Source organism: Bradyrhizobium sp. 1, assembly GCF_023073315.1.
Classification (GTDB): domain Bacteria; phylum Pseudomonadota; class Alphaproteobacteria; order Rhizobiales; family Xanthobacteraceae; genus Bradyrhizobium.
Map to the genome: position 1 here is coordinate 600,723 of NZ_JADPJH010000018.1, position 24,574 is coordinate 625,296.

A 24,574-nucleotide genomic window follows, 5' to 3' on the forward strand; every position below is an offset into this window, starting at 1 on the left:
GCTGCTCTCTAACCGTCATCCTGAGGTGCGAGTGGCGCGATGCGAAAGCATCGCGCCGGGAGCCTCGAAAGATGCACGGCCACGCCGCCGCCGTACGGAGAAAGCCCGGCTTGTCGCCCTTCGAGGGCCGCTAAGAAGCGGCCGCCTCGGGGTGACGGTGATGGAGCTTTGCTTCAAATCACCCCGCGATCCGCGCGTCGGCGACCGCCTTCTTGAACAGCGCGTTCATCGCGTCCGAAATACCCTGGGTAGGGCTGACCTCGAAATAGAATCCCGGCGAAGCGCAGCTCTGCATGTTCTGCGCGATCTTGCTGTTCGGAGACGGCCCCCACGTCCCGGCGTTGAAGGGCGATATCCACGTGTTGTACCAGTTGTCAGTAGGGGGCTGGTACGTCGTGTACAGCACCGCGATCTTGATACCGCGGTTCTTGATCGTCGTGCAGAGCGCCGGGTTGATCGGCGACTGACAGCGGTTCGTTGGCGTGTAAAGAGGATACGAAGCCGATGATACGCTGCACATCGTCGTGCCCGAGTTGGTTTCGTCGGCGACGCCATCGGATACAAAGAACAGATATTTCAGCGGTGACGCGGATGTGCCAGCTCCCGGCGAGGCGATTGCGCTATTGATCGCAGGAAAAATAGTGGTGAAGGGCGTGTCTTTGTCGGCCGTATACGAATCATTCTGACCAGCGACCGCCATCAGGTCGATGCTTCCCGCCGCGGTCTTGGCGGACGTCAGGCTCGACGAGAGCGAAAACAGATTTCTCAATCCGATCGTCGCTGACGCAGCGCCGAAATCGTAGATCGCCATTCTGAACTGGCTGGTATAGGTCTGCGTGTTCTGGGCTGTGTCCATCAAGTTCGCGCTCGCCTGGCGCACCACGTCGATTCGGGTGGTGATGCCATTTGCCTTGGCTATGTCGTAGTTGCTCGTGCCCGCGCTCTTGGATGTGTCGTGACACGCGAATGCGCATCCGCCCGTCTTTGCCTGCATATTCGTGATGTCGGTCGGTGTCGCTGCGACACCCATCGACGGCGAATTGTCCAGGAGGAGATAGAAGTCGACATAGAGCGGCATGTTGGCCGTTGACGTCGACGTGCCGCTCATGGTCAGCGCGGTCTGGCCGATCAGGCCGAGAAACATGGTGTTGATGGTGGCGGTGAACGAGACGGTCGCGTTGACGGTCGAGCCGGTCTTGACGACGGTCGGGGTGACGCTGTTGAGCGTATAGCCGGTCAGATTGGCGCGATTGGCGTCGAAGATGTTCTGGGCGTCGGTGACACCAACGGAAATCGAACCATCCGACGTCATCGTACCCGCGGCGATAAAGGCCGGCGAGGCCTTGGCAATCGCACCGACGCTGGCCGCGTCGGCCGCGGCTTGCAGCTTGGATCGGACCTGCGTCGCGCGGGAGTAATCGACCGCATAGCCAACCATCGCGATCAGCGGAACGCAGCAGATTGCGAAGATCACCGCGACATTGCCGCGCTGGTCGCGGGCAAATCGGCGCGAGAAGGTTTGAAGCGCAGCGCGCATAGGTTGGGCCCGGAGTGGTTGTGCGGTTCCACCCTAGGAACAGTCGATTAAATATGACTTATGGAGACCGTAGAAACGCGAGCCGTGACGAGGTTAACAAGGCGTTGCGGACGATCTTCAGCGAGCGACATCACTTATGGCCGATCTCAAACTGACACTGGTGGTGGCCTGCGCGCTGGTCGACGCCGATAACCGCGTCCTGATCGCGCAGCGCCCCGAGGGCAAGGCGCTGGCCGGCCTCTGGGAATTTCCCGGCGGCAAGTGCGAACCCGGCGAGCGGCCGGAGCAGAGCCTGATCCGCGAGCTCCACGAAGAGCTCGGCATCACCGTTGCCGAGCCGTGCCTGGCCCCGCTGACGTTTGCGAGCTACGGCTACGAGACCTTCCACCTGTTGATGCCGCTCTACATCTGCCGGCGCTGGGAGGGGCAGGTGGCGGGCCGCGAAGGCCAAAACCTCGCCTGGGTTCGCGCCAACAAGCTGCGCGACTACCCGATGCCGCCGGCGGATATTCCGCTGATCCCGCATTTGATTGATTTGCTGATGTGAGTTCGCGCTGTGCCCCGGACGCAGCGTAGCGCTCCTTCAGCGGTGCGCCGCTGAGCCGGGGCCCGCAGCAGCGTACTGGACGATGCTTCGCATTGCCAGGGAACGCTGCAGCGCGTCCGGGACACGCGTCACTCTTTCCCCGCCTTCTTCACCGCCTCCGCCAGACTGGCTTTTGCCGACCCCGGCTTGAGCGGCTGCTGCTGGCTCGCATGCGGGGCCCAGCCTGAGAGCCAGATGATGTCGAATGTCGCGCGGATGCGGCCGTCGGCATCGGCGAAGCGCTCGGCATAGATTTCGGCCATGCGCAGCAGGGTCGCGCGCCGGCTCGGCGTGCGCCTCCGCTCGATCAGCACATTGGCTGCACCCATGCGGCGGAGATCCTGCATCAGCGCAAACGCATTGGAATAACGCACCACGACGCGATCGACGTCGGTGACCGGCAGCGCAAAGCCCGCCCGCTGCAACAGCGCGCCGATGTCTCTGAGATCAGCGAACGGCGCGACGCGTGGCGACACGCCGCCCTCGCATTCGGCTTCCGCCGCGGCAAAGGCCTGGCGCAGCTCGGTCAGGCTGTCGCCGCCGATCATCGCGGCCAGCAGCAGCCCGTCCGGCCTCAGCGCACGGCGGATTTGCGCGAACACGCCGGGCAGATCGTTGACGAATTGCAGCGCTAGCGCCGAGACGACGAGATCGAGGCTTTCCGGCGCGAACGGCAATTTTTCCGCGCCCGCCGCATCGAGTACGATCCGTTCGATGGAACGCAGCCGCGTGCGCAAAACCGCGAGCCCTTCACCCGGCGTCCAGAGATCAGCGGCGGCATTAAACTCGCGCATCACGGCAGCCAACCGGTCGGACATATCCTCGGCAACACGATCGAGCAGGAATGTCACCTCGCCTTGCGCATGCGCGCGGCGCTGCCGCGCATGTAGCAGCGCGCGATCGAACAAAGCGGGCGGGGTTTGCGGGGTCTGGACCATGCCGCTGGTTACGCCGATCATGGCCGCGATTGCAATCTCCTCTCTCGTGTCCCGGACGCGGTGCGGCACGAAGTGACGCTCCGCAGAGCCGGGCCCCAGAGGGCGACACGGTGCGATGCGGCGAGATGGGCCCGGCTCTGCAGCGCACCGCTGAAGGAGCGCTGCGCTGCGTCCGGGGCACGAGACCGTGGCTTGAGCGGATTGTCGGCTAACGCTAGCCTCTCTTCCATGTCATCCGACACCGCCCCCACCCGCTCCATCGCCGCGCCGCTCCGTGCCGCGTGGACGGCAGGCCGCCACGTCCTGACGCGGGCAGCACGGCTCGCGCTCGACATCGCGCTGCCGACGCTGTGCGTATCCTGTCGCGAGCCGGTCGACGGCGAGGGCGTTTGCGCGGCATGCTGGGCAAAACTGTCGTTCATTGAACGGCCTTATTGCCCACGCCTCGGCATTCCCTTCGTGTATGATCCCGGCCCCGACATGCTGTCGATGGAGGCGATCGCGAGCCCGCCGGCTTACCAGCGGGCACGCGCGGCGGTGCGCTATGACGATGTTGCGCGCACGCTGGTGCATGCACTGAAATACCAGGACCGCACCGATCTGGCGCCGGCCATGGGCCGCTGGATGGCGCGCGCGGGCGGCGAGCTGCTCGCCGGCGCCGACATGCTGATTCCCGTTCCCCTGCATTGGCGGCGGGCCTGGCGCCGCCGCTACAACCAGTCCGGGGCGCTGGCGCGAATCATCGAGCGGCAGAGCGGGGTCAAGGTGCGGGGCGAGGTGCTGCGCCGGGTGCGCGCCACCGAGCAGCAGATCGGCCTGTCGCGAGCCCAGCGCGCCACCAATGTGCAGGGCGCATTCCAGGTATCCCCCGACCGTCAGGCCGAGGTCCAGGGCCGGCGGATCGTCCTGATCGACGATGTCCTGACCTCAGGTGCGACGCTGGATGCCTGCGCGCGGGCCTTGCTCCGCGCCAAAGCGGCCCAGGTCGACGTGCTGGTCTTCGCCCGGGTTGTCGAGAGCCGGTGAAGTCCCATATAATTCAATGAATTCATGACATGAGAGCGCCAGACAACATGACCGCTGCTGTCGAGATCTACACCAGGCCGGGCTGCGGCTATTGTTCCGCCGCCAAATCGCTGCTGACCCGCAAGAAGGTTAATTTCACGGAGTTCGACGTCGCCCGGAACGCGTCCTGGCGCGACGAGATGTACGATCGTGCCGGCGAAGGTTCGACCTTCCCGCAGATCTGGATCGGCGGCACCCATATCGGCGGTTGTGACGACCTCTACGCGCTCGACCGCGAAGGCAAGCTCGACGGCATGCTCGAAAGCGTGAAGGCGGTGTCATGAGCCAGGATCAAGCTCAAGACAGGACCTTCACCGCCGCCATGATTCAGATGCGCACCGGTCTGATGCCGGAGCCGAGCCTGGCGCAGGCCACCAGGCTGATCCGTCAGGCAGCAGCCAACGGCGCCGACTACGTGCAGACTCCCGAAGTCAGCAACATGATGCAGCTCAACCGCAAGGCGCTGTTCGAGCACCTCCAGAGCGAACAGGACGACACCTCGCTGAAGGCCTATCGCGCGCTCGCGGCCGAGCTGAAGATCCACATCCATGTCGGCTCGCTGGCGCTGCGGTTCTCAGAGGAAAAAGCGGTCAACCGTTCCTTCCTGATCGGGCCCGAGGGCAATGTGCTCGCGAGCTACGACAAGATTCACATGTTCGACATCGAGCTGCCGGACGGCGAGAGCTATCGCGAATCCGCCAACTACCAGCCGGGCGAGACCGCCGTGATCTCCGACCTGCCCTGGGGCCGCGTGGGCTTAACGATCTGCTACGATGTGCGCTTCCCCGCGCTCTATCGTGCGCTGGCCGAAAGCGGTGCGTATTTCATCACGGTGCCGTCCGCCTTCACCCGCAAGACCGGCGAGGCGCACTGGCACATCCTGCTGCGCGCACGCGCGATCGAGACCGGCTGCTTCATCTTTGCCGCCGCACAGGCCGGCACCCACGAGAACAAGCGCGAGACGTTCGGCCATTCGCTGATCATCGACCCCTGGGGCGAGATCCTCGCCGAGGGCGATGTCGAGCCCGGCATCATCATGGCCAAGATCGACCCGGCCAAGGTCGAGACGGCGCGCCGCGCGATCCCGTCGCTCCAGCACGGCCGCCGCTTCGGCGTCGCCGATCCCAAGGCCGGGCCGGACCATCTGCATTTGGTGCGGGGATCGGCATGATCCGCTACGCGCTCCACTGCGACCACAACCACGAGTTCGAGAGCTGGTTCCAGAGCTCGTCGGCCTACGATTCGCAGGTGAAGCGCAAGCTCGTGACCTGTCCGATCTGCGGTTCGGCCAAGGTCGACAAGGCGATCATGGCCCCGCGCATCGTCGGCAAGAAGGGCCGTGGCCGCGCAACGCCGCCGCCGGAGCCGGCGACAACCGCCGCGCCCGAGACTGCGCCGTCCGAGTCGACCTCTCTGATGATGGCGCAGGAGAAAGAGCTCCGCACCAAGCTGAAGGAGCTGCGCGATCACATCGTCAAGAACGCCGACAATGTCGGCGAGCGCTTTGCGAATGAAGCCCGCGCGATGCATTACGGCGACAAGGAGCATCGCCCGATCTACGGCGAGGCCTCGCCCGACGAGGCGAAGTCGCTGATCGACGAGGGCATCGAGGTGTCGCCGCTGCCGACGCTGCCGGAAGACCGGAACTAGGCCCCCACCAGCACCGCAACGCCGATGATGATGAGCGCGATGCCTGCAAGTTCGCGCGACGCGATCGGCTGCTTGAACGAGTAATACGCCACTCCCTGCGCGAACAGCACCTCGATCAGAGCGAGCGTGCGGACGTTCGCGGCGGCCGTCAGCGCGAACGCCAGGAACCAGAATTGCGAAGCAAAGGCGCCCATGAAGCCTGCGAGAAGCGACGGCTTCCATAACCCCATGATCGCCTGGAGCACTTTTGGCGCGCGCCAGAGCAGATAGATCGTCAGGATCAGCGTCTGCACGAACAGGCCGAGCACCAGCGTGAACGACGCCGACGTCACGAAGGATACGTCCGGCACGTTGATGATGGCGCCCCGAAAACCGACCGCCGACAGCGCGAACGCCGCGGCCGCGACGAGGCCGGTGATGGTCGGCTTCAGCTCGGCAAAGCTCTTCTCGCCGCCGGGCCGCAGCGCGGTGATGACGACGCCGATTGTCGCGATCACGATCGCCAGCACCTTCAGCCATGTCAGGTGATCGCCGAGGAAGACGAAGCCGAAGATCGCGGTCTGGATCGCCTCGGTCTTGAGGTACGCCGTCGTCACCACGAAGGAGCGGTCGTTCATGGCGAGCAGCATCAAGCCGGTCGCGACGATCTGGCTAAGCGCCCCGAGCAGCAGCCACGGCCAGAACACGGTCGGCGGCATGCCGAGATGGTCGCCGGTTGCGACCAGCACCACGGCAAGGAACAGCAGCGAGAACGGGAAGCCGAACAGGAAGCGGATATTGGTCGCGCCCCAGGTCCCCAGTGGCTTCGTCAACGACCGCTGCATCGCATTGCGCGCGACCTGGCCTAGCGCGGCAATAACTGTGAAGGGAATCCAGAGGCTGGTGATGGTGAACATGGGGGTGGGGTGGTTATTGCAGGAGCGATCGGGTCAACCTGCAAGCTGAGGCCCGCATGGTCAACCGCACGGATGTCATGGGAGCGATGCTCGCGCACCAAATTCCCTGTCGTCCCTGCGAACGCAGGGACCCATAACCCCAGGGATCAGTTTTGCGAAGGCTGACAACCCGCGTATCCAACACCATTCCGGGGGAGTGACAGCTCGCGCACCACTCACGACCTCACACCATGCCTTCGGCCACCACCATGTAGTTCACGTCCATGTCCGACGAGAGCGCCCATTTGTCGGCGAAGGGCGAGTAGACGACGCCGGTCTGCTCGGTGATGACGAGGCGGTTGTCGAGGAGATACTTTGTCAGCTCGTCGGGCGTGACGAACTTGTTCCACTCGTGGGTGCCGCGCGGCAGCCAGCGCAGGACGTATTCGGCGCCGACGATGGCGAGCGCAAAGCTCTTCCAGTTCCGGTTCAGCGTCGAGACCACCATCAGGCCGTTCGGCTTCAGCAGCGAGGCGCAACGCTTGAGGAAAACGCCGACATCGACGACGTGCTCGACCACTTCCATCGCCAGCACGATGTCGAAGCGCTCGCGCGGATCGATCTCCTCGACCGTGGTGCAGCGGTAGTCGATCGACAGATGCGCCTTGTCGGCGTGCAGCTTGGCGGCTGCGATGTTGCTGACCGACGGATCGACGCCGATCACCTGCGCGCCGAGACGCGACAGCGGTTCGCACAACAGGCCGGCACCGCAGCCGATGTCGAGCACGCGGAGGCCGCCGAGACAGTTCAGGCTGCGGACATTGCGCTCGAACTTGCGGCAGGCGGCGTCGCGGATATAGCCGAGCCGCAGCGGGTTGATCCGGTGCAGCGGCGCCATCTTGCCGTTGGGGTCCCACCACTCGGCCGAGAGTTTTGAGAACTTCGCGATCTCGGCGGCGTCGACGGTCGAGCCCGGCTGGGCGCTTGCGGAAGTATTTTGCTGCATGCTCATGGTTACGCGCGGTCCTACCGCGTGGTGATCGAACTACGGAAGGCGAGCGGCGAGGCGATGGTGCGGATGGTCTCGCGACCTTCGCCGACGCCGTTGATGGTCACGTCGCCATAGTTGAGAATACGTCCAAGGATGGTCTGGTTGACGTCGACGCTCTCGACCTTATCCAGCGCCATTTCGAAGGTGCGGCGCTTGATGAAGCCGATCTTGTGCACGACACGCAAATTGGTGACGTCGGTCTCGGTGGTGAGGCGGTGGAACCAGCCCTTCACCGTCCAGAACAGGGCAGCCAGCGCTACCAGGCCGGAGCCGAACAGGCACAGCATCTCCACGCTGTAGATCTCGATTTGGCGGGAGGCCACGAACAGGGCCAGGGCCACGACCCACGCTACGATGGCCGGAAAATAGAAGATCCAGTGCGCATTGGTCGAATACAGCACCCGCTCTCCGGGCTGCAGGATTTCGTCAATATAACGCGCCATAACCTCGATTAACCCATTGCCCGGATTGGCCCCCAGGAACCCATGAGGACCCCCTTGAGGAACCCGCTTGCCCCCGGCCCCGCCCCTCTGTATACGCGCGATCAGCGTCCCGCGAGGCATCCGTCCGGCGCGGGTCACCATACTGATCCTTATGAAGGAATGCACGCGTCGTCATGAGCCGCCTCGTGATGAAATTCGGCGGCACATCCGTCGCCAACATCGAACGTATCCGCAACGTCGCACGCCATGTGAAGCGTGAGGTCGACGCCGGCCACGAGGTGGCCGTGGTCGTCTCGGCGATGTCCGGGAAAACCAACGAGCTGGTGGCCTGGTGCACCGAGGCCTCGCCGATGCACGACGCGCGCGAATACGACGCCGTCGTCGCCTCCGGCGAACAGGTGACCTCGGGCCTGCTCGCCATCGCGCTTCAGGGCATGGGCATCCAGGCCCGCTCCTGGCAGGGCTGGCAGATCCCGATCAAGACCAGCGACGCCCATGCCTCGGCCCGGATCATGGACATCGACGGCAGCGAGATCATCAACCGCTTCAAGGAGCGGAAGGAAGTCGCGGTCATCGCCGGCTTCCAGGGCATCAACCCCGAAACTGGCCGCATCACCACGCTCGGCCGCGGCGGCTCCGATACCTCGGCCGTGGCGATCGCCGCCGCCGTCAAGGCCGACCGCTGTGACATCTACACCGACGTCGACGGCGTCTACACCACCGACCCGCGAATCGTGCCGAAGGCCAAGAGGCTCGACAAGATCGCGTTCGAGGACATGCTGGAACTGGCTTCCCAGGGCGCAAAAGTGCTCCAGGTCCGCTCGGTGGAACTCGGCATGGTCCATAACATGCCGATCTTCGTCCGCTCGAGCTTCGACAAGCCCGAGGACATCGACCCGCATGCCAACCAGCCGCCCGGCACGCTGATCTGCGGCGAGGAGGAGATCATGGAAAACCACGTCGTCACCGGCATCGCCTTTTCAAAGGACGAGGCCCAGATTTCCGTGCGCCAGATCGAGGACAAGCCCGGCGTCGCGGCGTCGATCTTCGGCCCGCTGGCGGATGCCAACATCAACGTCGACATGATCGTCCAGAACGTCTCCGAGGACGGCAAGACCACCGACCTCACCTTCACGGTGCCGGCCGCGGACTATACCCGCGCCAAGGACACGATCACCGCCGCCAAGGCCACGATCGGCTACCACCGGCTCGACACCGCCACCGACGTTGCCAAGATCTCGGTGATCGGCAGCGGCATGCGCAGCCATGCCGGCGTCGCCGCCCAGGCGTTTTCGGCCCTCGCCGGACGGAATATCAACATCCGGGCCATTACAACCTCCGAGATCAAATTCTCGGTCTTGATCGACACGGCCTATACCGAACTTGCGGTGCGGACGCTGCACACGCTCTACGGCCTCGATCAGGCTTAGACTAATTTTCTCTTAGCGGTCGCAGCAAACGCGAAGGTGTACACACCTTCGCGTTTGGCAGGCGTTTTGCTTGGCAAAACAAGCCTCAATTCGCTATACGGCGAACAGGGTGGGCTGCCGCAGACTGTATCCCAGTTCGGGCCGCTGATTCGGTGCAAGAGTAAAATCTCAAGCAGATTTGGGTTTGCGCCTGCGCTGGACGAACAAATTGGTTGTTTTTCTGGAATTTTGGGCCAGCCGCCGGCTGATACCGCCGGGCCCGGCAGACGGAGGAGATTGACGGTTCATGCGGAGCGCGTCGGGAGGTCCCCGCGTCTTGTTGAGACGGCTCCGCGAAACCATGGCGGAGCAGGTCTCGGCCCAGGAGCGGCTGGACAAGATCGTGGTGCTGATCGCCGCCAACATGGTGGCCGAGGTCTGCTCGGTCTATGTGCTGCGCGTCGACAACACGCTCGAGCTCTATGCCACCGAAGGCCTCAACCGCGAGGCGGTGCACCATACCGTGCTCAGCGCCCATGAGGGCCTGGTCGGCCTGGTCGCGAGCGAGGCGACCCCGCTCAATCTGAACGACGCGCAGAGCCATCCGGCCTTCTCGTTCCGGCCGGAGACCGGTGAAGAGATCTACCACTCCTTCCTCGGCGTGCCGATCCTGCGCGCCGGCAACACGCTCGGCGTGTTGGTGGTGCAGAACCGCGCCAAGCGCACCTATGTCGAGGAGGAGCTCGAGGCGCTGCAGACCACCGCGATGGTGCTGGCGGAGCTGATCGCCTCGGGCGAGCTGTCGGCGCTGGCCCAGCCCGGCCTCGAGCCGGCCGCGCGCCACTCGATGCAGAAGGTCGGAGCGATCCTGTCGGAAGGCATCGCGCTCGGCCATGTCGTGCTGCATGAGCCGCGCGTCGTCATCAAGGACTACATCGCCGAGGATCTGCCGAAGGAAATCAAGCGGCTCGACACCGCGCTCGCAAAACTGCGCGCCGATCTCGACCGCATGCTGGAGCGCGGCGACGTCGCCGAGGGCGGCGAGCATCGCGAGGTGCTGGAAGCCTACCGCATGTTCGCCAACGACCAGGGCTGGTCGCACAAACTGCACGAGGCGGTCGCCACCGGCCTCACGGCGGAAGCCGCCGTCGAGCGCGTGCAGTCCGACACCCGCGCGCGCATGCTGCGCTCAACCGATCCCTATTTGCGCGACCGGCTGCATGACCTCGAAGACCTCGGCTACCGCCTGATGCGGCAGCTGGTCGGCCAGGATCATGCGCCTTCACGCGAACAATTGCCCGACAATGCCATCGTCATCGCGCGCGCGATGGGCCCGGCGGCGCTGCTTGACTACGACCGCAAGCGCCTGCGCGGCATCATATTGGAGGAAGGCACCGCCAATTCCCACGTCTCGATCGTGGCGCGCGCACTCGGCATTCCCGCGGTCGGCGAGGTGCCGAATGCGCCGGGAATCGCCGATCCCGGCGACGCCGTCATCGTCGACGGCACCTCCGGCTCGATCTATGTGCGTCCATCGCAGGAGGTCGAGGCGGCCTTCGCCGAGCGCGTGCGCTTCCGCGCTCGCCGCCAGGCGCAGTATCTGGCGCTGCGCGACCTGCCCTGCGTCACCAAGGACGGCGAGAAGGTCGAGCTGATGATCAATGCGGGTCTCGCCATCGACCTGCCGCATATCGAGGACACCGGCAGCGCCGGCATCGGCCTGTTCCGCACCGAGCTGCAATTCATGGTGGGACAGAGCCTGCCGCGCACCAGCGACCAGCTCGCGCTGTATCGCACCGTGCTGGATGCCGCCGGCACCAAGCCCGTGACCTTCCGCACCCTCGACATCGGCGGCGACAAGGCGCTGCCCTACATGGAAGCGGTGATCGAGGAAAATCCCGCGCTCGGCTGGCGCGCGATCCGGCTCGGGCTCGATCGTCCCGGCCTGCTGCGCGGGCAGATCCGTGCGCTGCTGCGCGCCGGCGGCGGCCGTGCGCTGCGCATCATGTTCCCGATGATTTCCGAGGTCGCCGAATTCGATTCGGCGAAGGCGCTGGTCGAGCGCGAGCTGACCTATCTGCGCCAGCACGGCCACACGCTGCCTGAAAGAATCGACATCGGCACCATGGTCGAGGTGCCCGCGCTGCTGTATCAGCTCGACGAGCTGCTGAAGAAGGTCGACTTCATCTCGGTCGGCTCCAACGACCTGTTCCAGTTCCTGTTCGCGGTCGACCGCGGCAATGCCAAGGTGTCCGAACGCTTCGACACCATGTCGGCGCCGATCCTGCGCGTGCTGCGCGAGATCGCGCAAAAGTCCAACGTTGCGAAGAAGTCGCTGTCGCTCTGCGGCGAGATGGCTTCCAAGCCGATCGGCGCGCTGGCGCTGATCGCGATGGGCTATCGCTCGCTGTCGCTCTCGGCGACCGCGCTCGGTCCGGTCAAGGCGATGGTGATCGATCTCGACGCGAAGAAGGCCGAAGCGATGCTCGGGCCCTTGCTGGATGCGCCCTCCGGCAGCGTCTCGATCCGGCAGAAGCTGACGGAATTTGCCGAGGCCGAAGGCCTGGCGTTGTAGCGGGCCTGTCCGCCCGCCTTCGCCGCCTCGCTTCCCTCCGCCTTTGAGACCAAACCGATGTCGTCACTCCCCGAAACCAAACTGGACATCCTGCTCGCGCATCACGCTTCGCTCGAGGCCGAATCGCTGGGACAGCTCGCCTCCGAGCGCTATGTGCAGATCACGCGCGAGCTCGCCGAGATCAACCCGCTGATCGAGGCGGTGAAGACCTATCGCTCTGCCGTGAAAGAGCTTGCCGACACAGAGGCGCTGATCGCCGATCCCGCGACGGATGCCGAGATGCGCGGCATGGCGGAAGCCGAGCGCGACGAGCTGGCGCCCAAGATCGAGGAACTGGTCCAGAAAATCCGCGTGGCGCTGCTGCCCAAGGACGCCATGGACGACCGCAACGTCGTGCTGGAAATCCGCGCCGGCACCGGCGGCGACGAGGCTTCGCTGTTCGCCGGCGACCTGTTCCGGATGTATGAGCGGTTTGCGAGCCTGCAGGGCTGGAAGGTCGAGGTGATTTCGGCGAGCGAAGGCACCGTCGGCGGCTACAAGGAAATCATCGCGGAGGTGCAGGGTCGCGGCGCGTTCTCGAAGCTGAAATTCGAATCCGGCGTGCACCGCGTGCAGCGCGTGCCCGACACCGAAACGCAGGGCCGCATCCACACCTCTGCGGCGACGGTCGCCGTGATGCCGGAGGTCGAGGAGGTCGACGTCGAGATCAAGAACGACGATCTGCGGATCGAGACCATGCGCGCGGGAGGCGCCGGCGGCCAGCACGTCAACAAGACGGAATCGGCGATCCGCATCACCCACATCCCGACCGGCATCGTGGTGATGATGCAGGACAGCCGCTCGCAGCACAAGAACCGCGCTTCCGCGATGAACATCCTGCGCTCGCGCATCTACGACGCCGAACAGCAGCGGCTCGACGCCGCACGCTCGGCGGAACGCAAGGAGAAGGTCGGCTCCGGCGATCGCAGCGAGCGCATCCGCACGTATAATTTCCCGCAAGGGCGCGTCACCGACCACCGCATCAACCTGACGCTCTACAAGCTGCCGCAGGTGATCGCGGGCGAAGCGCTCGGCGAATTGACCGACGCGCTGACCACCGAGCACCAGGCCGCGCAGCTCGCCGCGCAAGGCGCGGCGACCTGAGGGCGCACTGGACGCAGCGTCAGGCCCCGCTGGAGGCGCGGAACGACTTCAGGAGCCGGCTCAACGCCGGGCTCGCGGCGCGGCGGAGCTCCTCGAGATTCTTCCGGGAAAGCGCCTGGAGCTTCTGCTCCCCCTTCTTCGTCAGCTTGAGATGTACGCGTCTGGCGTCTTCCGGATCGGCGACGCGATCAACCAGCCCGAGCTTCGCGAGGCGGTTGATCAACTCGACGGCAGAGTGATGCCGGACCAGCAGGAATCGCGCGACATCGCCGACTGTCGCCGGGCCTGGACGGACAAAGCCTTTGATCCCGAGCAGCGCCTGATGCTGCGTCGGCGTCAATCCCTGTTCGGCAGCCGCCGCCTCGCTGAATGCCAGAAAGCTCCGGATCTGGTAGCGAAACTGCGCCAGCGCCGCGTAGTCGGCGTCGCGCATCGCGTCGCCGCTGCGCCTGGCCGACGTCGCCACTTTGGACCGCTGCGCCTTCTTCGCCTGAACCATGCCACCTCGACCATGCCGCCCACCGTCGCGGGAGACATAGCCCAAAGTAGCAACCGGCCGCAGCCGGACCAATCGGCCGGTGTCACGGATGCACAGCTATCCGATCGCCTATTCGAAGCTGGACAGCAGGATTTTCACCAGGATGACCTGAAACGCGATCGGGATGCGGACGCTCTTCCGCCGGATCGAGCGCTGCAGCGCGCCGGCGATCTCGGCGGTGGTGAGGCTGCCTGCCGACGCATTGGCGATCAGCTCCGTCCACATCTGCGACAGCGAGCCCCCGGGCGGGATCACCGGCTTGATGGTCACGCCGCAGCCCTGCGCCCAGTCGGCGATCTCCCGCATGGTATGAGGACCGCAATTGCGCGCGGTCGCGAGGCGCTCGGCCGTCAGTGTGCGCAGTAATTCGCGCGAGGGTGACCAGGCGCCCTTCGGCGGCTGCTCGCCCGTCAGCTCGACCGCAAGCTCCTTGAGGACGTTCTGGGCGCGCACGCTCAGTCGCTTCATCGGCACCGGCGCGCGCTTCGCCTGCACGGAGCCGATGGCCGGTCCACGCTCGCCGGTAGGCCGGTTACGTGGCTCGGCCAAGCGGGAAGCATCGCCGGACTGCGGCGTCGCGCGCTGGTCGTTGCCCTCCGCGGGCCACCCAGCCTCCGGCCGCTCCGCCTCCTGCGGCCAGGATCGTCGCTTCCGGGCACCCGCCACTGTCGTCTGCCGCGCCATCTCTCTCGCCGAACCCGCCAGCCTCATACTCACAAAGACTAATATATATCGTGATCCGATATGTTTTCACGCGGTAATTTTCGTCGTTCGACCAAAGACGAAATTGACAGAAGGCCTTCACAAGCCATGCATAGGGCCAAGAGCTACACGCGGATGTGACGTGCCCGGCGCGGCAGGCCTTTGAGGTCGACTGGCGCCGGACAGGTCGTGCTTGCGCCTGCAGACAAGAACGATGTTCGGAGGAAACGACCATGACTGACGATCTCATCCGCCGCGGCCTCTCGCGCCGTGGCCTGCTCCAGACCACCGCCGGCCTGATCGGCGGCACGATGCTGCCGGCGATCCCGGCCTTCGCCGAGGACCAGCCGATCGGTTCCTATCCGGCGGGCGTGTCGGGTTCCACCGCTTTCATCGGCATCTCGGTGCCGCGCACCGGCACCTACGCGGTGCAGGGCGAGGACGAGCTCAAGGGCTACCAGCTCGCGATCGAGCACATCAACAGCGGCCACGAGCTGATCAAGAAGATCTCGCCGAAGACCAGCAAGGGCGTGCTCGGCAAGGAGCTGAAGTTCGGCGTCGCGGACTCCGCGGCCAAGCCGAATGAAGCGGTGCAGGCGCAGCAGCGCTTCATCAGCGAGAACAAGGCGATCATGATCACCGGCGGCACGTCGAGCGCCGTCGCGGTCGCGCTGAACAAGCTCGCCCAGCGCGAGCACGTGCTGTTCGTATGCGGCATCTCCGGCTCGAACGACACCACCGGCAAGGACTGCGTCCGCTACGGAGTCCGCCAGAATTTCTTCGGCCAGACCGCGGCAGCCGCGATCGGGCCGGTGATGGTGCGGGAGTTCGGTAAGAACAAGAAGGCGGCTTACCTGACGCCCGACTACACCTACGGTCACACCGTCACCAAATCGATGCAGGACTTCCTCGCAACCGCGGGCTGGACCACAACGACCAACCAGGTCGCACCGCTCGGCGCGCCCGACTATTCCTCCTACCTGCTGAACGTCGCGAACTCCGGCGCCGACGTGCTCATCAACGTCAATTGGGGCCACGACGCGGTGCTGTCGACCCAGCAGGCCAAGCAATTCGGCGTGCTCGACAAGATGAAGCTGGTCGTCCCCTACCAGGTGCCGTTCATCGCGCGCGAGACCGGCGGCCTGATGCAGGGCGTCTACGCCGCCACCGACTATTGGTGGACGATCGAAGACAAGTTCCCGCTGGCCAAGATGTTCAACGAGGCGTTCGAGAAGAAGTACGGCTACAAGCCGGAATGGGGCGCCGAGAACGCTTATGTCAGCTTCGCCCACTGGGCTCACATGTGCGAGCAAGCCGGCAGCTTCAATCCGCCCGACGTGATCAAGGCTTATGAGAAGGGCGAGACGATTCCCTCCCTCGTCGGCGACGTGCATTACCGCCCCGAGGATCACCAGTGCGTCCGCCCGGTGATCATCGTCAAGGGCAAGCAGCAGAAGGACATGAAGAACAAGGAAGACTGGTACGACGTCGTCGAGATCGTCCCGGGTGAAGGCCTGATGCAGAAGCCGGACGCCTTCGGCTGCCATCTCGGCGACTACACCTGATCCTGAACTAATCCCTGTGACGCCGTAGGCCTTACTCTGGACCTGCGGCGTCACCTTTTTTGACGCAGCTCAACCGCGCGTCACAACAGCGATTGTCGCATGATCAGTTGGCCCAACCTCGTTTCGCAGCTTTTCAACGGGCTCGCGCTCGGCGCCCTGCTCGCGCTGATCAGCTCCGGCCTGACCATCATCTACGGCACGCTCGGCGTGCTCAACCTCGCGCATGGCGCGATGTTCATGATCGGCGGCTATGCCGGCTTCGTCGCCTACCAGTATACCGAGTCGTTCATCCTCGCCGTCATCGCGGGCTCGCTGTTCGTGATGCTGCTCGGCGTCGTGATGGAACGCGTCATCATCCGCCATTTCTATCATCGCCCGCATGAGGACCAGCTGCTGGTGACGTTCGGGCTCGGCATCTGCTTCGTCGAGCTCGTCCGCCTGATCTTCTCGAGCCAGTCGCAGCTGGTGCCGCCGCCGGCGCTGTTCCAGGGCATCACCAATCTCGGCTTCATGTTCTACCCGACCTACCGCCTCGCCGTCGTCGGCATCGTCGCGGTCGCGCTCGGCGCCCTGTTCATCATCCTCTACCGGACCCGGCTCGGCATGATTGTGCGCGCCGGCATCGAGGATTCGGTGATGGTCGATTCGCTCGGCATCAACGTCTACCGCGTCTTCATGGTCGTATTCGGCATCGGCGCCATGGCCGCCGGCTTTGCCGGCATCGTCAACGCGCCGGTGGTGTCGCTGACACCAGGCATCGGCGACGACATCCTGGTCCAGACCTTCGTGGTGGTGGTGATCGGCGGCGTCGGCTCGTTCCCCGGCGCGATCCTCGGCGGCCTGATCGCCGGCGAGATCATCAGCGTCACCTCCATGTTCAATCCCGGCTACGCCTATGTGATGCTGTTTGCGGCAATGACGCTCGTCCTCGTGGTGCGACCGCATGGCCTGCTCGGCACAAAGGGCCGCGAGTAAGCGATTTCCCGATGCTCAAGCAACGCCCGTTCCTGATCGAGACACTGACGGCCATCGGCCTGATCGTGGCTCCCTTCGTGCTGCCCCATCTCGGCTTCGCGCCCAACACCGTGAACCGGATCCTGGTCTGGGGCCTGTTCGGCCTCGGCTTCGACATCCTGTTCGGCTTCACTGGGCTGCTGTCGTTCGGCCAGTCCGCCTTCTACGGCACCGGCGGCTTCGTCGCGGCATACCTGCTGACCCGCACCGGCTTCAGCAACGTGCTGGGCGCGCTGGTCATCGGCATGATCGCGGCGGCGGCGACCGGCTATCTGATCGGCCTGATTGCGCTGCGCCGCACCGGTATCTACTTCGCGATGATCACGGTGGCGATCGCGGAAGTATTCTTCTTCGTCGAGTTCAATCCACTCTCGGATTTCACCGGCGGCGAGAACGGCCTGCCGGGCGTGCCCACGCCGAGCTTCAATCTCGGCTTCACCACCATCCACTTCACCAACGGCTGGTCGCTCTATCAGTTCATCGCACTGTGCTACTTCGTCGGCGTCATCATCGCGCTCAGAATCGTGCGCTCGCCGGTCGGTGCCATTTTCAGTGCGATCCGGGACAATCCGCTGCGCGCGACCGCCGTCGGCCACAACATCCACGGCTACAAGCTGACCGCGTTCGTGATCGCCGCCGCTTACGCGGGCTTCGCCGGCGGCCTGCTCGGCGTGCTCCAGGCCTTCATGCCACCGGACGCCTTCACTTTCGACACGTCCGGCCAGCTCGTGATGCAGACCGCCATTGGCGGAAGGGGCACGCTGTTCGGCCCCCTGGTCGGCGCAACCGTCTGGCTCTTCCTGCAGGATTTCCTGCAGTCCGCGCTGGGCCTCGGAGCGGCCTGGAAGCTGGTGCTGGGCGTCGTATTCGTGCTGCTGGTCTGTTTCCTGCGCGGCGGTATCGTGGGCGGCCTCGTCGATCTCTATAGCCTCATGTCCGGCAAGCGAGCGCGGAAGGCTGCGGAGACGGAGGAGGCTGAGGTAGAGGCGCCACAGCAAGCCCCACCCGCCCCGATGCGGGCCAAGGAGGTCGAACACCCCGCCTATTCCGGGCCGATCCTGAAAGCCACCGGCCTCACCAAGCGCTATGGCGGCCTCGTCGCCAACAGCGACATTGATTTCAGCGTCAATCAGGGTGAGCTGCGCGGCATCATCGGCCCTAACGGCGCCGGCAAATCGACCTTCTTCAAGATGCTGACCTGCGAGATCGCGCCGACTTCCGGCCAGATCGTGTTCGAGGGACGCGACATCACGGGATTGAAGGTCACCGAGGTTTGCCAGCTCGGACTGACCAAGAGCTACCAGGTCAACCAGCTCTTCACCGGACTGACCGTACGACAGAATCTGACGATCGCCGCGCTCGCAGAACTGCGCGGAAAATTCCGGCTCGATCTGTTCCGCAAGCTCTCGGACGTCAAGGGCCTGACCGAGCAGGTGGAGCACACGCTCGCTCTGGTCAATTTGAGCCGCCGCGCCGACACGCCGGTATCCGAGCTCGCCTATGGCGAGAAGCGCCGGCTGGAGATCGGGCTGGCGCTCGCGACGTCGCCGCGCCTGCTGCTGCTCGACGAGCCGCTCGCAGGCATGAGCCCGCGCGAGCGGGTCGAGACCGTCAAGCTGCTCAAATCGATCGCGCGCGGCCGCACCATGATCATCATCGATCACGACATGGATTCGCTGTTCGAGCTGGTCGAGCGCGTGACCGTGCTCCAGGAAGGCCGCGTGCTGGTCTCCGGCACGCCCGAGGAAATCAAGACCAACGCCGCGGTGCAGGAAGCCTATCTCGGCGGCGTCCACGGAGAGATCGCCGCATGAGCCTGATCGAGGTCAACGGCCTGAACAGCTATTACGGCGACTCCCACATCCTGTTCGACGTCGCTATGCACGTCGAACGTCACGAAGTGGTGGCGCTGCTCGGCCGCAACGGCGCCGGCAAGAGCACCACGTTAAAGAGCCTGATGGGCGTCGTGACGCCGCGCAGCGGCAGCGTGAAGTTCGACGGCACCGACATCGCCGGACGCAGGAGCCACAGAATCGCGCAGGCGGGCATGCAGCTCGTGCACGAGGAGCGGCGCATCTTCGGCAGCCTGTCGGTGGAGGAGAACATTCTCCTTGCCGGGATCACTGCACCGAAGCGCTGGCCGCTCGGCCGCATCTACGAGATGTTTCCGCGCCTGAAGGAGCGGCGCAACAACCGCGGCACCGAGCTCTCCGGCGGCGAGCAGCAGATGCTCGCAATTGCGCGGGCGCTGGTGCGCGATCCCAAGATCGTGCTGCTGGACGAGCCGTTCGAGGGGCTTGCGCCCGTCATCGTCCACGATCTCGTCAAGGCCTGCCGCGAGCTTGCGGCCGCCGGCCAGACCATCGTGCTGGTCGAGCAGAATCTGGCAGCGACACTGGCGCTGGCGACGCGGATCTACATCATCAACAACGGCCACATCGTGCACGAAGGTCCGGCGCAGGAGCTCAAGGCCCAGCCGGAGCTGCTGCAGCGCTATCTCGGCGTCTAGCATGCGCCGATCCGTTGCCAAGTTCAGCTGCCAAGCGTGGCGATCATCCGCTCGGCGTGTTCGGCGAGCACGGTCATGTCTTCCTTGCGCGTCTGCGCCGGCAGGAGCTCGACGCCAGCCCTGACCGGCATGACATGCATGTGCAGGTGAAGAACCACCTGCCCGCTGGCGGGCTCGCTGAACTGCTGGAGGACGATGCCCTCGGCGTCGAACGCCTTCATCGCCGCGACCGCGATCCGCTTGGCGGTCCGGGCGACCGCGGCGAGGTCGTCATCCGCGATGTCGAGAATGCCGCGCGCCGGGGCCCTCGGAATCACCAGCGTGTGTCCCGGCGAGCGCGGCATGATGTCGAGGAAGGCGAAGCTGCGGTCGTCCCTGAAAACCTCGAAGCAGGGAATCTCGCCGCGCAGGATCTTTGCAAAGACGTTCTGATCGTCATAGGCCGTCATGGATCCTCCCTCGCCGCCTTGCGCGGATCAAACGCGCTCCTTTCAGTTGACGCAAGCAAGTCCGCCGATCTATCCACGATGCCAGGCAGGGTGGTTCCATTGGCGACGAATTCCGATTCCGGACACAGCATCGAGAGCGCGCGGCGCGCGCTAACAGTACGGCTGCAGGCGGCCGGTATCGAAGAGCCTTCCCTCGATGCGCGCCTGCTCGTCGGTGCGGCGCTGGAGCTCGACCTGACCGCCATGATGACGCAGGTGGCGCGGCAACTCACGCCGGAGGAGACCACGCGGCTCGAAGCCTATGCGCAGCGCAGGCTCGCGCATGAACCGGTCGCCCGCATTCTCGGTGCGCGCGAATTCTGGGGCATGCCGTTCCGCTTGTCCGAAGCAACTCTGGTACCGCGTCCCGACACCGAAACCGTGGTCGAGCTGGCGCTCGATATTTTTCGCGAACGCACGATCTCGGGACGGCGCCCGCGCATCGCGGATATCGGCACCGGATCGGGCGCCATCCTGCTCGCACTGCTGCACGAGATTCCCGACGCATTCGGTGTCGGCACCGACGTCAGCCTGACGGCGCTCAATACGGCGCGCGACAATGCCGAGGCGCTCGGGCTCGCCGACCGCGCCGGCTTCGTCGCCTGCTCCTATGCGGCGGCGCTCCGCGGCCCGTTCGATCTCATCGTGTCGAACCCGCCCTACATTCCCTCGGGGGAAATTCCGAAACTGAGTATCGAGGTGCGCGAGCACGATCCGCGTCTGGCACTTGACGGCGGCAATGACGGATATGACGCCTACCGCGCCCTGATCCCGCAGGCGACTGAGCGGCTCGCGCCCGGTGGGGCCCTGATCGTCGAGGCCGGCCAGGGCCAGGCGCGGGATATAGAAACCCTGATGGTTGCTGCCGCGTTATCGGTGGACCGGCCGGCCAAAGCCGATCTGGGGGGTATTCTCCGGGCGGTTTCGGGCCGAAAAATGCCCCCATAAAAGCCGGATTGGCCAGTAAAAACCTCTTGGAATATCCCCTGGGAACGACTACCTTCCTGTCAACAGATCGGTACCGGCCCCGTACACCTACGGGTGAAAGCCGGGCTCTCGGGCGAGAGCTTTACCGATGAAGGTTCCAAGCCGCAGGTCCTGTTGAGCGCGATGGCGATTAGAGCTGCGCTGCTTACCGACCGCAACGTGAACGAAAGCCAGATATTGCGCTTGAAGACTTACGCAACACAGCTGGGCTTGTTTCGGCAGGCGATATGAATGAGTTCGCTGGCGATGGATGCTGGCGGGTGGGGAACGCGTCTTTGTTGAGCGCGACGGTCGACGAACATCGGCAGGTTCAAGCCGCTCTTGCGCGCGGTGCGCGCGAGAGATGTGAACCGCTGTCATCAGGTCACTCTCAGCAATCAGTAATGCGTGCAACCTTTAGGGCTGGAATTAAAGGCAGGACATGAGAAACGGTCAGAACAAGCAGCGGATGCGCAGCCGCAACAATAACAACAATAACAACAACAATAATAATAACCGGCGCGGCCAGAACCCGATGACCCGGGTCTACGAATCCAACGGGCCCGACATCAAGATCCGCGGCACCGCCTCGCACATCGCCGAGAAATATCTTCAGCTCGCGCGCGATGCGCGCTCCTCCTCCGGCGATCCGGTCGCCGCCGAAAATTACTATCAGCATGCCGAGCATTATTTCCGCTTGATTGCGACCGCCCAGGAGCAGTTCCGGCAGAACCAGCAGCCGCGCGGTGACGAGGCTGCGGGCAGTAACAATAGCAGCAGTGACGACAGCGAGGACGACGGCGAGAATTTCTCGAACTTCGGCCAGGAGCCGGGCTTCGTGACGCAACCGCAGCAGCAGAATTTTGCGCGCGACGGCCAGCGCGATCACCAGCAACGCGACTATCAGCACCGCGACAACCAGCAACGCGACAATCAGCCGCCCTATCAGCGCGACAACCAGCAGCCGCGCGAGCATCGCGAACGCGACCATCGTCCGCAGCCGCAATACCAGCCGCAGCCACAACCGCAGAACCAGCCGCAGCCCGTCGTCGCCGATGCCGGCAGCGTCGATCGCCTGCCCTCCTTCATCACCGGCCCGCAGCCGCAAGTGAATGTTGGCGCGAATGCCGGCCAGGCCGGCCTAGAAGGCGGTGCTGGCGGCGAACGCTTTCCGCGGCGCCGCCGCCGGCCGAACGGTCCGCGCCCCGAGCGCGAGGCTGCTCCGGCCGGTACGAGCGACGAAGTCGCCCCGGGCGAGTAAATTTCTCCTGATTTCGTGAACTGCACCGTCCCGGCCTCGCGTCGGGACGGTTTTTATCAGCTGCGCGTCACCGTCGTCGAAGACGGTACCAGCACGGGCTTCGCCAGTGAGGGAATCAGCCGCGCCCGTTCGCGCTTGGCGGGGATCGCGCGATAGACCTGCTTGGTGGCTTCCACGATGTGCACGCCGGCAAAAGGCAGCGACAAGGCCGCGCCGGCGCGTTCCCACATCTGCGCCGATTTCAGCACCCAGCCGCCGGCATAGGGCGGCATGAACAGCGCCTCGCCCCAGGAGGTCGGCGTGAACCAGGTCTGGCGCAACAGATCCGTGATCTGCGAGCGCGAATAGGGCCGCCCGTGTCCGAACGGCGTGCTGTCAGTGCGGGTCCACACCCCGCGCCGATTCGGGATTACGGCCATGACGCGGCCGGACGGCGACAGCACCCGCCACACCTCGCGCAATAGCGCAGCCGGATCGTCCGACATCTCCAGTGCATGGACCAGCAGGATGCGGTCGACGGCGGCGTCGGGAAGCGGCAGCGAGAATTCGTCGACCAGCGAAGCCAGCGCCGGCCGTCCCGTCGGCCATTTCAGGACGCCCTGGGCCGCCGGCATGAAGGCGATGCAGCGTTCCGCGTCCTCGCGGAACAGTCCGAGATAGGGCGTGGGATAGCCGATGCCGAGCACACGCTGGCCCTCGGCGGTCGGCCAGCGCTCCCTGATGCCGCGATTGATCATTTGCCGCGCCACAATCCCGAGGCGACGAGAATAGAACTCGCGAAGGTCGACGACATCGATGGTCATGACGGCAATGTAACATGCACAAGGGTGCAGCCGCGCGCTGAATATTGCATTGCCTGCGCAACGTTAAGGCCATATTTGTCTGACTGGGCTGAGCGCGATGGAGATGTCATGGCCGCCGAAATTCGTACTTTCAGCTGTTTAAGCGATAATTTCGGTTACCTGATCCACGATGTGGAAACCAAGGCGACCGCGTCGATCGACGCGCCGGAGGCGGGCCCGATCCTCAAGGCGCTGGAGCGCGAGGGTTGGCAGCTCACCGACATCCTGATCACCCATCATCATGGCGATCATGTCGGCGGCGTCGCCGAACTCAAGCAGAAATACAATTGCCGCGTCGTCGCGCCGCATGACAAGTCGGCGAAGATCGCCAATGTCGATCTGCGCGTCGCCAATGCCGACGTGGTCAAGATCGGAAATCTGCTGGCGCGCGTGGTGGAGACGCCCGGCCACACGCTCGACCACATCTCCTACGTGTTCGACACCGAGAAGACGGTGTTCGCCGCCGACACGCTGTTCTCGATCGGCTGCGGCCGCGTGTTCGAAGGCACCTACCCGATGATGTGGGATTCGCTTTTGAAGCTGCGGGCGCTGCCCGACGATTTCAAGCTCTATTGCGGCCATGAATACACGGCGTCCAACGTCAAATTCGCACTCACCGTCGACCCCGACAATGCGGCGCTCCAGGCGCGCGCGGCGGAGGTGGCGAAGCTGCGGGCCGAGAACAAGCCGACCATTCCCTCACTGCTTGGTGATGAGAAGCGAGCAAACGTGTTCCTGCGGGCTGATGAACCCTCGGTCGCAGCCAGGCTACACATGAAGGGCGCGGATGCCGCCGCAGTGTTCGGCGAGTTGCGCGAGCGCAAGAATAAATCTTGAGGAACAAGTCCTGAAGAACAAGTCCTGACGGGGATCGATGCCGACTGCAGCCGAGATCATCGCGCGCCTTGAACTCCGCCCGCACCCCGAGGGCGGGCACTATCGCGAGACCTTTCGTGACCAGACCACGGACGCCAACGGCCGGTCGCGTTCGACGCTGATCTATTTCCTGCTCGCCCGCGGCGAGCGCTCGCACTGGCACCGCATCGACGCGGTCGAGATCTGGCACTACTACGCCGGCAGCCCGCTGACGCTTCGCATCGCCCATGACGGCTGCTCCCAGCACGAGGTACGGCTCGGCACGGACCTGCTGGCTGGCGAACGGCCGCAGGGAATCGTGCCGGCCAATGCCTGGCAGATGGCGGAGACCACGGGCGAGTGGACACTGGTCGGCTGCACCGTGGCACCCGCCTTCGAGTTCGCAAAATTCGAGCTCGCGCCGAAGGGCTGGGAACCCTAACGCTTCGGTTCTGATTGAATCAGAACCGAAGCTCCAGATTTTTGTTTTGTCGCGTTTTCTTCACGCGAACCGGTATCCACTTCGCTTGAAAACGCTCTAAGTCTCCCGATCTGGAATCGG

25 protein-coding genes are annotated in these 24,574 nt (G+C 64.6%); 16 read left to right on the top strand and 9 right to left on the bottom strand.

Going from position 1 to position 24,574, the window contains the following annotated elements:
• Positions 1-178: 178 nt before the first annotated feature.
• Complete coding sequence (locus IVB29_RS15340; RefSeq protein ID WP_247504189.1) at positions 179-1,537, bottom strand: TadE/TadG family type IV pilus assembly protein; 1,359 nt, start codon at positions 1,535-1,537, stop codon at positions 179-181.
• 136 nt (positions 1,538-1,673) lie between these two features.
• Here IVB29_RS15340 and mutT point away from each other — a divergent pair, with 136 nt between their 5' ends.
• Positions 1,674-2,084 carry an 8-oxo-dGTP diphosphatase MutT gene (mutT, locus tag IVB29_RS15345; RefSeq protein WP_247504190.1) on the top strand — a complete coding sequence of 137 codons (411 nt, stop codon included), beginning with the start codon at positions 1,674-1,676 and terminating at the stop codon, positions 2,082-2,084.
• Positions 2,085-2,212: 128 nt separating this feature from the next.
• Here the strand turns inward: mutT and IVB29_RS15350 are convergent, their stop codons facing one another.
• Positions 2,213-3,082: a methyltransferase domain-containing protein gene (locus IVB29_RS15350; protein ID WP_247504191.1), complete on the bottom strand. Its 870-nt coding sequence runs from the start codon at positions 3,080-3,082 to the stop codon at positions 2,213-2,215.
• Positions 3,083-3,289: 207 nt separating this feature from the next.
• Here IVB29_RS15350 and IVB29_RS15355 point away from each other — a divergent pair, with 207 nt between their 5' ends.
• The 4 genes from IVB29_RS15355 to IVB29_RS15370 are packed head-to-tail and all read left to right on the top strand — an operon-like array spanning position 3,290 to position 5,776.
• Positions 3,290-4,087 (top strand): ComF family protein, encoded by a 798-nt coding sequence (locus tag IVB29_RS15355; RefSeq protein ID WP_247504192.1) that lies wholly within the window; start codon positions 3,290-3,292, stop codon positions 4,085-4,087.
• 47 nt (positions 4,088-4,134) lie between these two features.
• On the top strand, positions 4,135-4,410 hold the full coding sequence (gene grxC, locus IVB29_RS15360) for a glutaredoxin 3 (RefSeq protein ID WP_247504193.1): 276 nt from the start codon (positions 4,135-4,137) through the stop codon (positions 4,408-4,410).
• Positions 4,407-5,297: a carbon-nitrogen hydrolase family protein gene (locus IVB29_RS15365; RefSeq protein ID WP_247504194.1), complete on the top strand. Its 891-nt coding sequence runs from the start codon at positions 4,407-4,409 to the stop codon at positions 5,295-5,297. The genes grxC and IVB29_RS15365 overlap by 4 nt, the downstream gene beginning before the upstream one ends.
• Positions 5,294-5,776: a DUF1178 family protein gene (locus IVB29_RS15370; protein WP_247504195.1), complete on the top strand. Its 483-nt coding sequence runs from the start codon at positions 5,294-5,296 to the stop codon at positions 5,774-5,776. Before IVB29_RS15365 ends, IVB29_RS15370 begins: the two co-directional genes overlap by 4 nt.
• Here IVB29_RS15370 and IVB29_RS15375 read toward each other — a convergent pair.
• The 3 genes from IVB29_RS15375 to IVB29_RS15385 form a co-directional block, all read right to left on the bottom strand.
• Positions 5,773-6,672, bottom strand: coding sequence for an EamA family transporter (locus IVB29_RS15375; protein WP_247504196.1), 900 nt, complete (start codon positions 6,670-6,672; stop codon positions 5,773-5,775). The genes IVB29_RS15370 and IVB29_RS15375 overlap by 4 nt on opposite strands.
• A 223-nt stretch (positions 6,673-6,895) precedes the next feature.
• Positions 6,896-7,663, bottom strand: a complete 768-nt coding sequence (gene ubiG / locus IVB29_RS15380) for a bifunctional 2-polyprenyl-6-hydroxyphenol methylase/3-demethylubiquinol 3-O-methyltransferase UbiG (protein WP_247504197.1) — start codon at positions 7,661-7,663, stop codon at positions 6,896-6,898.
• A gap of 14 nt (positions 7,664-7,677) precedes the next feature.
• Complete coding sequence (locus tag IVB29_RS15385) at positions 7,678-8,145, bottom strand: PH domain-containing protein (RefSeq protein WP_247504198.1); 468 nt, start codon at positions 8,143-8,145, stop codon at positions 7,678-7,680.
• A gap of 173 nt (positions 8,146-8,318) precedes the next feature.
• Between IVB29_RS15385 and IVB29_RS15390 the strand changes: the two genes are divergently transcribed.
• The 3 genes from IVB29_RS15390 (at position 8,319) to prfA (ending at position 13,272) form a co-directional block, all read left to right on the top strand.
• Positions 8,319-9,575 (top strand): aspartate kinase, encoded by a 1,257-nt coding sequence (locus IVB29_RS15390; protein WP_247504199.1) that lies wholly within the window; start codon positions 8,319-8,321, stop codon positions 9,573-9,575.
• A gap of 286 nt (positions 9,576-9,861) precedes the next feature.
• Positions 9,862-12,129 carry a phosphoenolpyruvate--protein phosphotransferase gene (gene ptsP, locus IVB29_RS15395; protein WP_247504200.1) on the top strand — a complete coding sequence of 756 codons (2,268 nt, stop codon included), beginning with the start codon at positions 9,862-9,864 and terminating at the stop codon, positions 12,127-12,129.
• A 57-nt stretch (positions 12,130-12,186) separates the two neighbouring features.
• Positions 12,187-13,272 carry a peptide chain release factor 1 gene (gene prfA, locus IVB29_RS15400; protein WP_247504201.1) on the top strand — a complete coding sequence of 362 codons (1,086 nt, stop codon included), beginning with the start codon at positions 12,187-12,189 and terminating at the stop codon, positions 13,270-13,272.
• Positions 13,273-13,291: 19 nt separating this feature from the next.
• Here the strand turns inward: prfA and IVB29_RS15405 are convergent, their stop codons facing one another.
• Together IVB29_RS15405 and IVB29_RS15410 are read right to left on the bottom strand one after the other, a co-directional pair.
• Positions 13,292-13,771, bottom strand: a complete 480-nt coding sequence (locus IVB29_RS15405; protein ID WP_247504324.1) for a MarR family transcriptional regulator — start codon at positions 13,769-13,771, stop codon at positions 13,292-13,294.
• Positions 13,772-13,879: 108 nt separating this feature from the next.
• Complete coding sequence (locus IVB29_RS15410; RefSeq protein ID WP_247504202.1) at positions 13,880-14,494, bottom strand: hypothetical protein; 615 nt, start codon at positions 14,492-14,494, stop codon at positions 13,880-13,882.
• Between the two features lie 251 nt (positions 14,495-14,745).
• Between IVB29_RS15410 and IVB29_RS15415 the strand changes: the two genes are divergently transcribed.
• From IVB29_RS15415 to IVB29_RS15430, 4 genes are all read left to right on the top strand, one after another.
• The gene (locus IVB29_RS15415; RefSeq protein ID WP_247504203.1) at positions 14,746-16,077 is read left to right on the top strand and encodes a substrate-binding protein; all 1,332 of its coding nucleotides are present in this window, start codon (positions 14,746-14,748) and stop codon (positions 16,075-16,077) included.
• Positions 16,078-16,176: 99 nt separating this feature from the next.
• Entirely contained in the window at positions 16,177-17,052 is an 876-nt protein-coding gene (locus IVB29_RS15420; RefSeq protein ID WP_247504204.1) for a branched-chain amino acid ABC transporter permease, read from the top strand.
• Positions 17,053-17,063: 11 nt separating this feature from the next.
• Positions 17,064-18,905 (top strand): branched-chain amino acid ABC transporter ATP-binding protein/permease, encoded by a 1,842-nt coding sequence (locus IVB29_RS15425; protein WP_247504205.1) that lies wholly within the window; start codon positions 17,064-17,066, stop codon positions 18,903-18,905.
• Positions 18,902-19,600 (top strand): ABC transporter ATP-binding protein, encoded by a 699-nt coding sequence (locus tag IVB29_RS15430; protein WP_247504206.1) that lies wholly within the window; start codon positions 18,902-18,904, stop codon positions 19,598-19,600. The genes IVB29_RS15425 and IVB29_RS15430 overlap by 4 nt, the downstream gene beginning before the upstream one ends.
• 23 nt (positions 19,601-19,623) lie before the next feature.
• Here the strand turns inward: IVB29_RS15430 and IVB29_RS15435 are convergent, their stop codons facing one another.
• Positions 19,624-20,049, bottom strand: a complete 426-nt coding sequence (locus tag IVB29_RS15435; RefSeq protein WP_247504207.1) for an HIT family protein — start codon at positions 20,047-20,049, stop codon at positions 19,624-19,626.
• A 78-nt stretch (positions 20,050-20,127) separates the two neighbouring features.
• Between IVB29_RS15435 and prmC the strand changes: the two genes are divergently transcribed.
• Complete coding sequence (gene prmC, locus IVB29_RS15440) at positions 20,128-21,036, top strand: peptide chain release factor N(5)-glutamine methyltransferase (RefSeq protein ID WP_247504208.1); 909 nt, start codon at positions 20,128-20,130, stop codon at positions 21,034-21,036.
• A 460-nt stretch (positions 21,037-21,496) separates the two neighbouring features.
• On the top strand, positions 21,497-22,315 hold the full coding sequence (locus IVB29_RS15445) for a DUF4167 domain-containing protein (protein ID WP_247504209.1): 819 nt from the start codon (positions 21,497-21,499) through the stop codon (positions 22,313-22,315).
• A gap of 56 nt (positions 22,316-22,371) precedes the next feature.
• Here the strand turns inward: IVB29_RS15445 and IVB29_RS15450 are convergent, their stop codons facing one another.
• On the bottom strand, positions 22,372-23,118 hold the full coding sequence (locus IVB29_RS15450; protein ID WP_247504210.1) for a methyltransferase domain-containing protein: 747 nt from the start codon (positions 23,116-23,118) through the stop codon (positions 22,372-22,374).
• Positions 23,119-23,226: 108 nt separating this feature from the next.
• Here IVB29_RS15450 and gloB point away from each other — a divergent pair, with 108 nt between their 5' ends.
• Both gloB and IVB29_RS15460 read left to right on the top strand, forming a co-directional pair.
• On the top strand, positions 23,227-23,994 hold the full coding sequence (gene gloB, locus IVB29_RS15455; protein WP_247504211.1) for a hydroxyacylglutathione hydrolase: 768 nt from the start codon (positions 23,227-23,229) through the stop codon (positions 23,992-23,994).
• Between the two features lie 37 nt (positions 23,995-24,031).
• A complete protein-coding gene (locus IVB29_RS15460; protein WP_247504212.1) occupies positions 24,032-24,454 on the top strand; it encodes a cupin domain-containing protein in 423 nt (140 codons plus the stop codon).
• The last annotated feature ends 120 nt before the right edge of the window (positions 24,455-24,574 follow it).

Coding starts and splice junctions, on each gene's coding strand:
- IVB29_RS15390 (WP_247504199.1), top strand. CDS start 8,319: ATGAGCCGCCTCGTGATGAAATTCGGCGGCACATCCGTCGCCAACATC.
- IVB29_RS15365 (WP_247504194.1), top strand. CDS start 4,407: ATGAGCCAGGATCAAGCTCAAGACAGGACCTTCACCGCCGCCATGATT.
- gloB (WP_247504211.1), top strand. CDS start 23,227: ATGGCCGCCGAAATTCGTACTTTCAGCTGTTTAAGCGATAATTTCGGT.
- prmC (WP_247504208.1), top strand. CDS start 20,128: ATGCCAGGCAGGGTGGTTCCATTGGCGACGAATTCCGATTCCGGACAC.
- IVB29_RS15425 (WP_247504205.1), top strand. CDS start 17,064: ATGCTCAAGCAACGCCCGTTCCTGATCGAGACACTGACGGCCATCGGC.
- IVB29_RS15450 (WP_247504210.1), bottom strand. CDS start 23,118: ATGACCATCGATGTCGTCGACCTTCGCGAGTTCTATTCTCGTCGCCTC.
- mutT (WP_247504190.1), top strand. CDS start 1,674: ATGGCCGATCTCAAACTGACACTGGTGGTGGCCTGCGCGCTGGTCGAC.
- IVB29_RS15375 (WP_247504196.1), bottom strand. CDS start 6,672: ATGTTCACCATCACCAGCCTCTGGATTCCCTTCACAGTTATTGCCGCG.
- ubiG (WP_247504197.1), bottom strand. CDS start 7,663: ATGAGCATGCAGCAAAATACTTCCGCAAGCGCCCAGCCGGGCTCGACC.
- IVB29_RS15405 (WP_247504324.1), bottom strand. CDS start 13,771: ATGGTTCAGGCGAAGAAGGCGCAGCGGTCCAAAGTGGCGACGTCGGCC.
- IVB29_RS15340 (WP_247504189.1), bottom strand. CDS start 1,537: ATGCGCGCTGCGCTTCAAACCTTCTCGCGCCGATTTGCCCGCGACCAG.
- IVB29_RS15415 (WP_247504203.1), top strand. CDS start 14,746: ATGACTGACGATCTCATCCGCCGCGGCCTCTCGCGCCGTGGCCTGCTC.
- IVB29_RS15410 (WP_247504202.1), bottom strand. CDS start 14,494: ATGGCGCGGCAGACGACAGTGGCGGGTGCCCGGAAGCGACGATCCTGG.
- IVB29_RS15350 (WP_247504191.1), bottom strand. CDS start 3,082: ATGATCGGCGTAACCAGCGGCATGGTCCAGACCCCGCAAACCCCGCCC.
- IVB29_RS15445 (WP_247504209.1), top strand. CDS start 21,497: ATGAGAAACGGTCAGAACAAGCAGCGGATGCGCAGCCGCAACAATAAC.
- IVB29_RS15385 (WP_247504198.1), bottom strand. CDS start 8,145: ATGGCGCGTTATATTGACGAAATCCTGCAGCCCGGAGAGCGGGTGCTG.
- grxC (WP_247504193.1), top strand. CDS start 4,135: ATGACCGCTGCTGTCGAGATCTACACCAGGCCGGGCTGCGGCTATTGT.
- IVB29_RS15355 (WP_247504192.1), top strand. CDS start 3,290: ATGTCATCCGACACCGCCCCCACCCGCTCCATCGCCGCGCCGCTCCGT.
- IVB29_RS15460 (WP_247504212.1), top strand. CDS start 24,032: ATGCCGACTGCAGCCGAGATCATCGCGCGCCTTGAACTCCGCCCGCAC.
- IVB29_RS15430 (WP_247504206.1), top strand. CDS start 18,902: ATGAGCCTGATCGAGGTCAACGGCCTGAACAGCTATTACGGCGACTCC.
- ptsP (WP_247504200.1), top strand. CDS start 9,862: ATGCGGAGCGCGTCGGGAGGTCCCCGCGTCTTGTTGAGACGGCTCCGC.
- IVB29_RS15420 (WP_247504204.1), top strand. CDS start 16,177: ATGATCAGTTGGCCCAACCTCGTTTCGCAGCTTTTCAACGGGCTCGCG.
- IVB29_RS15370 (WP_247504195.1), top strand. CDS start 5,294: ATGATCCGCTACGCGCTCCACTGCGACCACAACCACGAGTTCGAGAGC.
- IVB29_RS15435 (WP_247504207.1), bottom strand. CDS start 20,049: ATGACGGCCTATGACGATCAGAACGTCTTTGCAAAGATCCTGCGCGGC.
- prfA (WP_247504201.1), top strand. CDS start 12,187: ATGTCGTCACTCCCCGAAACCAAACTGGACATCCTGCTCGCGCATCAC.